13 protein-coding genes are annotated in these 11490 nt (G+C 60.4%); 8 read left to right on the top strand and 5 right to left on the bottom strand.

Annotated features, from left to right (window positions below):
- The first annotated feature begins 247 nt into the window (after positions 1–247).
- The 4 genes from B5T_RS02690 (at position 248) to B5T_RS02705 (ending at position 4952) form a co-directional block, all read left to right on the top strand.
- Complete coding sequence (locus B5T_RS02690) at positions 248–2548, top strand: DUF6351 family protein (RefSeq protein WP_014992915.1); 2301 nt, start codon at positions 248–250, stop codon at positions 2546–2548.
- An 87-nt stretch (positions 2549–2635) separates the two neighbouring features.
- On the top strand, positions 2636–3190 hold the full coding sequence (gene nudE, locus B5T_RS02695; RefSeq protein ID WP_014992916.1) for an ADP compounds hydrolase NudE: 555 nt from the start codon (positions 2636–2638) through the stop codon (positions 3188–3190).
- 23 nt (positions 3191–3213) lie between these two features.
- On the top strand, positions 3214–4026 hold the full coding sequence (gene cysQ / locus B5T_RS02700) for a 3'(2'),5'-bisphosphate nucleotidase CysQ (protein ID WP_014992917.1): 813 nt from the start codon (positions 3214–3216) through the stop codon (positions 4024–4026).
- A 2-nt stretch (positions 4027–4028) separates the two neighbouring features.
- Complete coding sequence (locus tag B5T_RS02705) at positions 4029–4952, top strand: alpha/beta hydrolase (RefSeq protein WP_014992918.1); 924 nt, start codon at positions 4029–4031, stop codon at positions 4950–4952.
- Between the two features lie 9 nt (positions 4953–4961).
- Here B5T_RS02705 and B5T_RS02710 read toward each other — a convergent pair whose 3' ends face one another.
- Together B5T_RS02710 and B5T_RS02715 are read right to left on the bottom strand one after the other, a co-directional pair.
- The gene (locus B5T_RS02710) at positions 4962–5243 is read right to left on the bottom strand and encodes a hypothetical protein (protein ID WP_014992919.1); all 282 of its coding nucleotides are present in this window, start codon (positions 5241–5243) and stop codon (positions 4962–4964) included.
- A 137-nt stretch (positions 5244–5380) separates the two neighbouring features.
- Positions 5381–6070 (bottom strand): Crp/Fnr family transcriptional regulator, encoded by a 690-nt coding sequence (locus B5T_RS02715; protein ID WP_014992920.1) that lies wholly within the window; start codon positions 6068–6070, stop codon positions 5381–5383.
- A 320-nt stretch (positions 6071–6390) separates the two neighbouring features.
- Between B5T_RS02715 and B5T_RS02720 the strand changes: the two genes are divergently transcribed.
- On the top strand, positions 6391–6999 hold the full coding sequence (locus B5T_RS02720; protein ID WP_014992921.1) for an HD domain-containing protein: 609 nt from the start codon (positions 6391–6393) through the stop codon (positions 6997–6999).
- 148 nt (positions 7000–7147) lie between these two features.
- The gene (locus B5T_RS02725; protein ID WP_014992922.1) at positions 7148–9067 is read left to right on the top strand and encodes a LamG-like jellyroll fold domain-containing protein; all 1920 of its coding nucleotides are present in this window, start codon (positions 7148–7150) and stop codon (positions 9065–9067) included.
- A 24-nt stretch (positions 9068–9091) separates the two neighbouring features.
- Here B5T_RS02725 and B5T_RS23815 read toward each other — a convergent pair whose 3' ends face one another.
- Entirely contained in the window at positions 9092–9337 is a 246-nt protein-coding gene (locus B5T_RS23815) for a phage integrase N-terminal SAM-like domain-containing protein (RefSeq protein ID WP_081586815.1), read from the bottom strand.
- A 43-nt stretch (positions 9338–9380) separates the two neighbouring features.
- On the opposite strand from B5T_RS23815, the gene B5T_RS22950 reads away from it, so the two are divergent.
- Entirely contained in the window at positions 9381–9974 is a 594-nt protein-coding gene (locus B5T_RS22950; protein ID WP_148279193.1) for a hypothetical protein, read from the top strand.
- Between the two features lie 93 nt (positions 9975–10067).
- Positions 10068–10448 carry a VOC family protein gene (locus B5T_RS02730; RefSeq protein WP_014992923.1) on the top strand — a complete coding sequence of 127 codons (381 nt, stop codon included), beginning with the start codon at positions 10068–10070 and terminating at the stop codon, positions 10446–10448.
- 174 nt (positions 10449–10622) lie between these two features.
- Here the strand turns inward: B5T_RS02730 and B5T_RS02735 are convergent, their stop codons facing one another.
- Both B5T_RS02735 and B5T_RS02740 read right to left on the bottom strand, forming a co-directional pair.
- A complete protein-coding gene (locus tag B5T_RS02735) occupies positions 10623–10874 on the bottom strand; it encodes an antitoxin Xre/MbcA/ParS toxin-binding domain-containing protein (protein WP_014992924.1) in 252 nt (83 codons plus the stop codon).
- 32 nt (positions 10875–10906) lie between these two features.
- Entirely contained in the window at positions 10907–11347 is a 441-nt protein-coding gene (locus B5T_RS02740) for a MarR family winged helix-turn-helix transcriptional regulator (RefSeq protein ID WP_014992925.1), read from the bottom strand.
- Between the last annotated feature and the right edge of the window lie 143 nt (positions 11348–11490).

Raw genomic sequence — 11490 nt, forward strand, 5'->3', positions numbered from 1 at the left:
TGGCTGAAACAGTTGCATAGCCTGATCCGGCCACTTCCGATGGCGATACTGTGTCAGCAACTTTGCCGGAACTGTGTCTGTTTTGGCGATGCCGCCATGCCTACCTTCTAAACCGATAACAACAACATCGAGGAGAGACATGATGTCCGTGACAGGATCGGGCGCGCGCGCGTTGTCGGGCTATAGACGGTCGGGCGACAGAGAGTCGGACAGTAACGGGTCAGACAACAACGGATGGAAGCAGGGGGTGGCCGGCGCTTTGCTGGTTGGCGCGGCCCTGGCGCTGAGTGCTTGTGGGGGCGGTTCGAGCTCCCGCGATCGCGCCCCGGAAGTATTCCTGAGCGTGCTGTCCAGCGACCCGCAATGGGTCAGCGGTGGTGATGCGCGCATTCGTATCGAAGGGGCGCCGGAAGGCGCGACCCTGGCTTTGAACGGTGAGCCGGTGACAGCCGACAGCCTGTCAGAAAAAGAGAATGGTCTGGAAGGGGTAATCTCTGGTCTGGCTCTGGGCGATAACGAGCTGACCGTGAGTGACTCGGAAGGTGGCGTTCTGAGCACGCTCACGCTCACCAACCACCCGCAGGAAGGGCCCATGTTCTCCGGGCCGCATCAGTACCCGTTCGTGTGCACCACGGTATCTGAATTCGGTAAGCAGCCGTTGGTGGATACCGACGGTGACGAGGGCTTCCCTGTATACGACGAAGGCGGGCAACAGATCGGCCTGAGCCGGGACTGCGGTCTGGAGCCGTTCGTGGAATACGTTTACCGCGGCACCGACGGCAGCTACAAGCCGATGCCCGAGGACGGTTCCCGGCCGGCGGACATCGCCACCACCACGCTGCTGGACGGCCGCGAGGTGGATTTCGTGGTGCGCTGGGAACGCGGCACCATCAACCGTTTCCTCTACTCCATCGCCATGCTGGCGGAAGCCGGGGAGGAAGCGGATTCGCTGGACACCGGCCTTTGGAACGGACGGCTCATGTACCGCTTCCAGGGCGGCGTCGGTATCGGCCACACCCAGGGGCGCATGGACGTTGACCGCCGGGCGTTGCAGCCGGACGTTCTGGGCAAGGGCTACGCCATCATCTATTCCACCGGTAACCGTATGTCCGAGCACTACAATGTGCAGGTGGGCGGCGAGACCGCGTTGATGGTCAAGGAGCGTTTTGTCGAGCTGTATGGCCAGCCGCTCTATACCGTTGGCCTGGGTGCCTCCGGCGGCGCCATCCAGCAGTACATGTACGGGCAGAACCACCCCGGCTTGATCGACGCGGCGATTCCGGTGCAAAGCTATCCGGACATGGTCACCCAGACCATCCATATCGGCGACTGTGAATTGCTGGAGTACTTCATGGACGCCACCGACCGCACTAACGACAAATGGCACACCACCAAGAACCGCACCTGGCTGGTGGGGCTCAATGCCACCGATGCGGTGCCGGACCCGCTGGCGGGGGCCAAGGCTCAGTTGGAGTATGGCACCGCGCCCGGCTCCACCGAGTGCGTGGAGTCCTGGCGCGGGCTGACGCCGCTGACCATGAACCCGCATTACGGCCAGGCCCGCAACCAGGAGCAGATGCAGCCGCCGGGGATCATGGACTCGGTGAACTGGAGCCATTACGACGATCTGCGCAACGTGTACGGGATGGACGGTGAGGGTTATCCCCGCCGCCTGTTCGACAATGTTGGCGTGCAGTACGGCCTGCAATCCTTGCTGGACGGTCACATCAGCGACGAGGAGTTCCTCAAACTGAACGCCACTGTCGGCGGCTGGAAACCGCAGAAGGACATGGTGCAGGAAGGCTTCCCGTTCATCGGCACCCAGGACGACGTGTTGGCGGACCCAAGCACGTTCGATCCCTGGAGCAGCCGCAACATGACCCTCAGCGAGGATCCGTCCACGCCGGCGCCGCGTACCGAGGGTAATCTGGAGGCGATTCGCGCCGCCTATGACGCGGGTATCGTGTTCCACGGTGAGATCGACATTCCGGTGATCGACTGGCGCCCGTATCTGGAGGAGGAACTGGATATGCACAATGCCCACCAGTCCTTCGCCGTGCGCCAGCGCATGATCGACTTCGCCGGCAACGCGGACAATCAGGTGATCTGGTTCAGCGACGCCCGTCCCGAGGAAGGGCCGGACCAGGTGGCGCTGGCATTGGAAGTGGTGGATGAATGGATGGCCAACCTGCTGGCCGACCCGCAAGCGTCGGTGGCCCAAAGCCGGCCGGAGCGTGCCCGGGATGCCTGCTTCGCCACAGATGGCAGCCTGATCGCCCGTGGTGATGATGTGTGGAACGGCGTGCTCGATGAGCAAGCGGATGGGGCCTGTACCGAGACATTCCCGCTCTATTCCACATCGCGCATCGTCGCCGGCGCGCCCTATCAGGGCGATGTCTTCAAATGCGCGCTGAAACCCGTCAGCACGGCGCTGCAAGACGGAACTTACGGCGATTGGGCGCCTTCGGCGGAGCAGATCGCCGAACTCAACGCCATCTTCCCGCAAGGGGTATGTGACTACAGCCAACCGGATCAGGGCCGGCCCTGATTCTCATCCGGGGCGCCCGGCCGGGCGCCCCGTCTACCTTTCACCGCTCAATCCCGTTACGCTTGGGGCCTCTGAACAGGAGCCCCCATGGACGAAAAAAAGCCGCGCATTCTGGATACCCGCCTGGTGGCGCAAAGCCGCCTGTTCGGCATCGAAGAGATGCATCTCCGCTTCTCCAACGGCGAGGAGAGAACCTACGAACGCATGCGCACGCCGCCGTTGGCCGGTGTCATGTGCGTGCCAATGTTGGACCAGGACACGGTGTTGCTGATCCGGGAATACGGCGCCGGCGTCGAGGAATATCTGCTGACCCTGCCCAAGGGCGCCTATGAGCACGGCGAGGACTGGCGCGAGGCGGCCAATCGCGAGTTGAAGGAAGAAGCCGGCCACGGTGCCCGCAAGCTGACCTTCCTGAAGCGCATGTCCTTGTCTCCCGGCTATATGGGCCACCATATCGGTGTGGTGCTGGCGGAGGAACTTTATGAGGAATCGCTGCCCGGCGATGAACCGGAGCCGCTGGAAGTGGTCCCCTGGAAACTGTCCGAGCTGGATCGTCTGATCGAGCGGGACGATGTGACCGAAGCGCGGGTCATCGCCGCGCTGTATATGACGCAACGCATTCTCGACCAACGCCATTCTTGACCAACGAAAAGCGGAAAGCCGTAATGACTGACTTTAATGCCCTGCTGGACTCCCTCTCCAAGATCGCCCGTGACGCGGGCAGCGCCATTCTGACAGTGTATGAGCGGGATGATCTGGGCGTGGAAACCAAAGACGACAAATCGCCGATCACCGAGGCGGATAAAGCCGCCCACGACATCATTGTCGCCGGCCTTGAGACGCTGACGCCGGAGATTCCGGTGTACTCCGAGGAATCCGGGGATATCGACTACGCCACCCGCAAGGACTGGCCGCGATTCTGGCTGGTGGACCCGCTGGACGGGACCAAGGAATTCATCAAGCGTAACGGCGAGTTCACCGTGAACATCGCGCTGATCGAAGGCGATACGCCGGTGCTGGGCGTGGTCTATGTGCCGGTCACCGGGGTGCTGTACCTGGGCGGACACGGTGTCGGCGCCTTCAAGGAGGAGAGCGGCGAGCGCGGCGCCATCCAATGCCGTGAACGCACCACACCGGTGGTGATGGTGGCCAGCCGCAGCCATGGCGGTGAAGCGGTGGAGAAACTGGAGGCCTTCATTCGCGAGGAAGTCGGCGACGTGGAGCGCACCTCCATGGGCTCCTCGCTGAAACTGTGCCTGGTGGCGGAAGGCAAGGCGGACCTCTATCCGCGTCTGGCGCCCACCAGCGAATGGGACACCGCCGCCGCCCATGCGGTGGTGTCCGCCGCCGGTGGCGTGGTGGTGAACACCGCCTTTGAGCCGTTGGTCTACAATAAACCGGACATCCTCAATCCCCACTTTCTGGTGCTCGGCCAGGCGGTGGACAGCTGGCGGTTCATCGCCCCTGCCCTGGAGTAACCATGAGTCAAAGCGAAGCCATCCGATTCGTCAGCGCCGGTCAGTCCTGTTGTGGTGATTTGTTCCTGCCGGAAGGGGACGGGCCCTTCGCCACCCTGATCATGGCGCACGGCTTTGGTTTGACCCGGGAGTGCGGGCTGGCGCCGTTCCGGGACGCTTTCCTGGCCGCCGGTTACGCGGTGTTCTGGTTTGATTACCGGCATTTCGGCGACAGTGAAGGCATACCCCGGCAACTGTTGTCACCGGCCCGTCAGGTGGCGGACTGGCAGGCGGCGTTGCACACCGTGCGGGGCCATCCGCAAGTGGATCCGGATCGCATCGTCCTGTGGGGAACGTCGTTTTCCGGCGGTCTGGTCACCGCGGTGGCGGCCCGTGAACGGGTGGCCGGCATCATCAGCCAGTGCCCGATGATGGACGGCTTCAACGCGGTATTGGAAGTGATCCGCTACGCCGGGCTCGTGCAGGGGCTGAAGCTTACCGCCCTGGGGGCTCTCGACGCGGTGCGCGGCGCGGTGGGGTTGTCGCCGTACTATGTGGCCAGCGCCGGCCAACCCGGTGAGGTGGCGGCGATGAGCAGCGAAGACGCTTATCAGGGCTACACCGCCTTGTTGGCGGACGGCGTCCCTAACCAGGTGGCGGCGCGGATCGCGTTCAGCCTGCCGCTGTTTCGCCCGGTGACCGTGGCCGACCGGGTGCAATGCCCGGCGCTGGTGCTGGTCTGCGATGAGGACACGGTGGCGCCGGCGCGGGACGCGGACCGGGCAATCGCCCGGATGCCGGACGCGACGGTGCGCCGCTATTCCATCGGACATTTCGACATCTATCAGGGCGAACACCAGGAGCGCAGTCTGCGGGAGCAATTGGCCTTCCTGCGGCGGATTCTGGCTCCGAGTGATGAGCCGGCCGCGCCGGAGGCCGACCAGTAGCGCGGGCTTTCAGCTCAGCCAGGGTGGCAGCAGCTCTATAAGCTGTTGGGTCATAGAGTCGTGGCTGAGATGAAAGGCCATGCCGAACAGGCACAGATTCAACGCCGGCAACATCAGCCCCAGCACCAGGAAATTCACCACCACGGTCTGACGGATGCGTCCGCTCCACAGCAGCGCGCTGATCACCACCACCACCGCCAGCGGCGCCGCCAACCAGTCCGGTGGCGTGATTTCGGTCCAGCCTGGAGGCAGGACGGGCAAGGTCAGGTCAGGCAAGAAATCGGAAAACAACGGCGGTGCCCCACAGCAAGCCGTCCTTGAATGTCCGTGGCGGTTCTTTATTCCGTGTTCCGCCAATAATGATTTGGTGGCGAAATGCTATCACGATTAATGCTAAAGTGTTAACTGTGTCTAATCAGAAAGTCACACTAGTGCCCATCCAGGTAATGCCGCAGGGCCTGGGGATCGGGCAGGGTAACGGTGCCGTAGCCGAACCGGACCAGCCCTTCCCTCTCCAGCTGCTTGAGCACCCCGTGCACGCCCTGGCGGCTCATGCCCAGCATGCTGGCGATATGCTCCCGGGTCAGCTTGAAGGTCACCGGCTCGGTGAGGGCGTGGCCGTCCAGGGTTTCCGCCAGAAACAACAGGCGCCGGCCAAGCCGGCCCGGCATATCGCGCAGAGCGTTGTCCTCGATCACGGAAATGGCCGACCACAGACGACGGCTGAGCATATCCAGAGTACGGGGATAGGCCTCTGGATAGCGGCTCAGCAGAGCCCGATAATCCTGGCCGGGGATTTCCAGCAGTTCGCCATCGCTGTGGGCGGTGGCGCCGAACACCCGGGGCATACCCGGTGAGAACACGGTGTCGCCGAACCAGGCGCCGGCCTGGAACAGGGTCAGGATGACTTCGCGCCCCTCGGGATTGGTGGAACTGATCCGCACATTACCGGTGCCCACCACCGACAGGGTCGATTGCACCTCACCCCGCTCGTACAGCACCTGGCCGGTCCGGAACGGCCGGATGCGGGCCGCCGTGGCGGCTTCCCGCAAGGCCGATTCGGGTAATCCGGAGAGTAAGGAACAGCTGCGCAGAATGGCCAGGGCCCGGTCACTCATGGTCGTTTCCCCGTCGCTCTCTTGCCATTCTTTCCGCCTTTTCTTTTGTCATCTCCCAAGTGTAAAGAAATTGACAGTTTGTCGCCGCCCCCGGACCTAGACTGAACCCACGGTTCCATTGTTTGGCGCCCGCCGTGGCACGGACCGATAGCAGGGCCTGTTCACACTATTTCCATCCAGCAGGCGCGATGGAAATAGTGTGAACAGGCCCTAAATAACGTTCAACAATGACCCGTCGCGCCAGCCCGCCGCCACCGCGACCCGCTCTCCGGGCCGTGTCATCGGTGGCCCCCCGCGCCGGGGTTCGGGAGAACCACATCATGCAAGGTCAGCACGACGAACGCAGAGCCAGCTTCACCCATATGGAAGACGGCAAGGCCGAAGACTGGCAGATCATTTCCGATGCCTTTGGCGGTTTCGCCCGGGAATTGCCGGACCGGGTGATCGAACACCTGCGTCTGTTGGAAGGCGATTGCGGCGGCTTCCCGGTGGACCGTCTCACCCATTGCTTGCAAACCGCCACCCTGGCTCATCAGGACGGCAAGGATGAGGAGTATGTGGTGTGCGCGCTGCTGCATGACATTGGCGACACCCTTGGTCCGTACAACCACGCCGACATCGCCGCCTCCCTGCTGGAGCCGTTTGTCAGTGAGGAAAATTACTGGATGGTGAAACACCACGCCATTTTCCAGGGCTACTATTTCTTTCATCATCTGGGGCTGGATCGTAATCTGCGTGACCAGTTCCGGGACCACCCGTGCTTCGAACGTACCGTGGAGTTTTGCGCGAAATACGACGGCGCCGCCTTCGATCCGGACGCGGAAACTCTGCCTCTGTCGTTCTTCGAGCCGATGCTGCGACGAGTAATGGAAAAGCCGAAACGCTCCCTGTACAAAAAGACCTTCGATAAACAGGAAGCCACCGCCTGAGCATCGCCCGCCTGATCGCCAATACCGATGGGCATACCTGTCGGTATTGGCACTTCTGTTATTGAAATGACATTTCATCGTCATTGGCTGGTCACCTCCGTTTTCTAAAGTACGCACCTTGTCCTTATCGTGATTGCGGAGCTTGCCGATGAATGCCTTGAGACCCGTCGGGTGGCGTGCCACCTGGCTCGTTATTCTTTTGTCTTTATTCCTGACCGCCTGTGGTGGTGACAGTAGCAGCCATTCCGGAGGCGACCCCACGCCGCCGGATAGCGGGAACGGCGATGATGGTGGTGACGGAGACGGTGGTGGGGATAACGGCGGTGATGGCGGTGGGGACACCAGTCAGAGCTTCACCGTGGCGGTGATCCCGGATACCCAGAAGTATTCCCGTTATTCGCCAGAGCGTTACATCGTCCAGACGCAGTGGATCGCGGACAATTACCAGGAATACAACATTCCTTTCACCTTGCATCTGGGGGATGTGGTGGACCTGCCCCGCGCGGATTCCGAATGGGCCGCGGCGATGGAGGCCATGCAGATTCTCGACGTCAATCCGGAAACGCCGTACAGCATTCTCGCTGGCAACCACGATGTGCTGAACAGCGGGCAGTGGGACGCGGACCGGGACCTGGCCGCCGAACCCTTCCCTCGGTACTTCTCCGCGGCACGCCAGGCCGGCAACTTCTCCACTTTCCAGGGTGCGGATGACACTGGCTTCAACAGCTATCACATCTTCGAAGCCGAAGGACGTGAGTATCTGGTGCTGGCTCTGGACTGGCGTGTGTCCGATCAGTCGCTGGAGTGGGCCCGTGGTGTGCTGGACGAGCATCCGGATGTCCCCACCATTCTGACCACGCACCAGTTGCTCAACATCGCCGGTGATGGCGAAACCGCTATTTTCACCGAGCATGGCGCCCGTTTGTGGGAGCAACTGATTCGCAGCCACGATCAGATTTTCCTGACTTTCAACGGTCACCACCACGGTGAAGCGATGATGGTGGGCAAGAACGACTACGGCCGTGATGTGGTCATGGTGGTGGTGGATTACCAATCCGGTTTCTGGGGCGGTAATGGCATGATGCAGCTGGTGACGTTCGACCTCACCAACGACGAACTGGATTTCATGTCCTACTCACCCTGGGTGGCGGCCATCGACGAAGCCAGCCGTCAGCCCCAGGACGAATTGTCGCGCTGGGAATTCAGCGTGCCGATGGACTTCGAGCAGCGCTTCGCCGACCTCAACCAGGGCGAGGGGATCGTGGCGCCGGGCAGCATCGAGGGCACCCAGGCCTACTGGATTCTGGATTCGGAGCACCAGATCACCGCCACCGACAACAGCGTCAAGTTCATGGATGCGTCCGGCAACGGCAACACCATGACACTGGTGTCCTATAACGATCCGCAAGGCGATCTCTCCAATTTCTTCCAGGTCACCACGGACGCTCCCGCGTTCGGCTACGCCACCGGCAGTGCCCGCTTCACGGGGCGCAACGAAATCGGCGGCTATTACCTGACCACCGACGGCCCGGGCCTGACCTTCGAGCAGAGCGCCGCCGGCCAGCCGGGCTTCCTGCCGCAGTACACCATCGAAGCCATCGTGCGTCTGCCGGAAGGCTGGACGCCCGAGAACAATCAGTGGTCCGGTATCCTCAATCACCAACCGGGCATCACCCAGGTGTGTAACTATCACTCCGTCTCCTGCTCAGGCAGCGACGCCTCCCTGGGCCTGAACGTCTCTTCCCTGAAAGAGTTCCAGTGGGTGAGCACCTCCCAGAACGGCAAGGGCCAGGACAACTGGTCCTGGGAAGTGAGCAACGAGTACTGGTATCACATCGCGCTGGTCAACGACGGAGAGCGGGTGCAGATGTACGTGGACGGCTCGCTGGTCATGCGCACCGGTGTCGATGAGCAACAGGGTCTGCTGGTGGAGCCGGGCCAGCCCTGGTCCATCGGCGTGAACAGCTGGCAGGGCAACCCCGGCAATCTGTTCGCCGGCGATATCGCCGAGATCCGTATTAACAACCGCGCCTTGGGACGGGACGAGTGGTTGTATAACCAGAGATAACCATAAAAGTAACTACCCTCATTTTCAGGGCGCCGGATGGCGCCCTTTTTTTGTGCGCCTGGCACGGGCGCACTTCTGATGCTGCGGGAAGGGGCGGAGCCAGAAGCCCCCGCAGCCCGAAACCTCTGGCTCCGACATTTCACTGGATTGGCGTAGTTTATGGAGCCGAAGGAAATAACGAATCCAATACCAATCGCTCTTCTCGGTCTGCGGGCTGTATTGACGCACTCGAATCGCTTGGCGAAATTGATCGGAAGTCTCGAGCGCCAGTTACTATCCGTGTGCACGGCTACACCGTGGAGTCTGTTCATATGTGCAGTGTCATGATCACTGGGAAAGGAAAAGGCCAAGCGATTGGGGGCAGGCAACGGATCGAGTTTGTAACTTATCGAGTTTTCTGGCCTTATTTGGCGATACTAAAAAAAGCAAGGTGATGGGCGCTGGCGCGTTGATTGTATATCCGAGGAGGCGTCCTAATGCCTGTTATGTTTTTTTGGGAGGGTTCTCATTGAATTTGGTATGGACTGGGTTTCAAGATTTCTTTGATCTTTGTAACCAGCTAAAGAAGAAGCCTGGGCTGTTCTATGTGATTGGAGAAAACCATCACTGTTACATTGGTTCGGTTGGTGGTCGAGGTGGCATGAAAGGCTTGGCCCAGCGATACCAGAAGCACTATGTTGATAGGTCTATGGCTATTTTTGGATCGAGCACGCCTCTAGGCCAGCCTGCTTTTGCTTCCGTCGTTACAGATCCTCGAATTCAAGTATCTGACATAGAACCGATAGAAAGGCAGATACAAGATGTGTTTATTGCGAAACGTGGCATAAGTAATGCGCTATTTACCCCAAGAGGAAGGGCGTCAAGTTATAAGATTATTCATACTGGCAATGTTCCCTCTTTCTTGTGAAAAAATAACAATTCGTGGCAGTTCGCGCCTGACTCGCTACGCTCGCCGCTGCACAGGGGCGTTGGGCGCCAAAATCGAAGAGGTGATAGACATATGACAAAGAAGGAACCCCGGCCTCCTATTGGAGTCGCGCATGTCGTTCTGGAAACTGACCGTATGGAAGAGTCCGCTCAATTCATGCGGACTATAGGAATGCGCCCGATCTTCGAAGGGTCACCGATTTCCGTTTATGAAATGCGGGGCGGCACTCACCTAATACTGATGTTGAAAGATGAGGTTGATGCGAAGGAAGCCTCGTTTGACCTGATGGTCGATGATCTGCATGCGTCCCATCGGAAATTCAAAGAACTGGGTCTAAATCCATCAAGAATCGAAGCACGCCCTAAAATCGATCATGAAATGTTCACCGTTCGCGAGCCTGCCGGCCATGTGATTACAATCTTTTCGAGCCACGCTTCAGATAACCCAATATGATCTCATGGTTAGAGCCCATGAACTCAGGGGTTGGGGGAGATTGGGCTGGGAGGCGCCGGGCAAGACCTGACCCCCCGGAGTTGTTTCACGCCAGGTAGACGCAAGATCGCCCCTCGCCGTCGAAGGCCGTTGTCCGCCACTGTTTCTTTACCAGGCGATAGGCTGGAATCGAACTCATACGGCCACGCCGTGTTCCAGACGACCGATCAGATTCAGTACCGCCTCTGCTCCCGCCGAGGTGGCGAGCATCTCGATCGGACGGCGCCCACCGAGGCCACGAACGGGATTGAGTAACCATTGCCGGGCCCGGGCTTTGTCTCCCTCGAACAGGTCCGTCGCTGCCTTGAGCACCTCCGCGAACCGGTACGGCTCTTTCTGTTCCAAACCTGCGTCCTCGGCGAGTTTGATGTATACCGTGTAAGGCATCCCGTCCCTGAGCGTTTTATGCCGTTTCCGGCTCAGCCGCCCAGCCGCCGCGCCATGGCCTCCATGACACGGCGCCAGCCTTCGTGATCATCGCCGGTCTCGGCGAAGGATTCCCTCAGCAACTGGTGCTGGATGCCGGTGAGATGGGCCTGCAGGGCCTTGCCTTGCTCGGTGAGGGACAGGCGTTTGATGCGTTTGTCGTTGTCGTCCCGGCGCACGTCCACGTAACCCTGCTCGGCCAGGGTCTTCAGAGGTTTATGGATGGCCTGCTTGGTCAGGCGCATGGTTTCCACCAGTTCATTGACGCTGAGGTCGTTGTAGCGGTTGATGAAGAACAGCAGACGGTGATGGATGCGGGACAGGCCATAGGTCTTGAGGATGGCGTCCGGTTCCGCGACCAGGCCGCGAAAGGCGAAATGGAGGGTCTCCAGGGTGGCGTCCAGGTCTTCGGGGGAAAGGCTCTCTGTCATCATCGACTCACTGTCTCGATTGGCTGAGGGTCATTGGTCAGAATGATTGACTTTCTTGGGGGTATTATGCAACCCGGTTGGGGCTAAAAGATGAGTCGGTGGCGCGCGCGGACAAGTAAATAATACGATGTTAATGAAGTGCGCGG

Source organism: Alloalcanivorax dieselolei B5, from assembly GCF_000300005.1.
In the GTDB taxonomy this organism is placed as follows: Bacteria; Pseudomonadota; Gammaproteobacteria; order Pseudomonadales; family Alcanivoracaceae; genus Alloalcanivorax; species Alloalcanivorax dieselolei.

What these genes read in the sequence shown, in the direction of transcription:
- B5T_RS02720 (WP_014992921.1), top strand. Translation starts at nt 6,391, where the DNA reads ATGCAAGGTCAGCACGACGAACGCAGAGCCAGCTTCACCCATATGGAA.
- B5T_RS02740 (WP_014992925.1), bottom strand. Translation starts at nt 11,347, where the DNA reads ATGATGACAGAGAGCCTTTCCCCCGAAGACCTGGACGCCACCCTGGAG.
- B5T_RS02725 (WP_014992922.1), top strand. Translation starts at nt 7,148, where the DNA reads ATGAATGCCTTGAGACCCGTCGGGTGGCGTGCCACCTGGCTCGTTATT.
- cysQ (WP_014992917.1), top strand. Translation starts at nt 3,214, where the DNA reads ATGACTGACTTTAATGCCCTGCTGGACTCCCTCTCCAAGATCGCCCGT.
- B5T_RS02715 (WP_014992920.1), bottom strand. Translation starts at nt 6,070, where the DNA reads ATGAGTGACCGGGCCCTGGCCATTCTGCGCAGCTGTTCCTTACTCTCC.
- B5T_RS02735 (WP_014992924.1), bottom strand. Translation starts at nt 10,874, where the DNA reads ATGCCTTACACGGTATACATCAAACTCGCCGAGGACGCAGGTTTGGAA.
- B5T_RS02730 (WP_014992923.1), top strand. Translation starts at nt 10,068, where the DNA reads ATGACAAAGAAGGAACCCCGGCCTCCTATTGGAGTCGCGCATGTCGTT.
- nudE (WP_014992916.1), top strand. Translation starts at nt 2,636, where the DNA reads ATGGACGAAAAAAAGCCGCGCATTCTGGATACCCGCCTGGTGGCGCAA.
- B5T_RS02705 (WP_014992918.1), top strand. Translation starts at nt 4,029, where the DNA reads ATGAGTCAAAGCGAAGCCATCCGATTCGTCAGCGCCGGTCAGTCCTGT.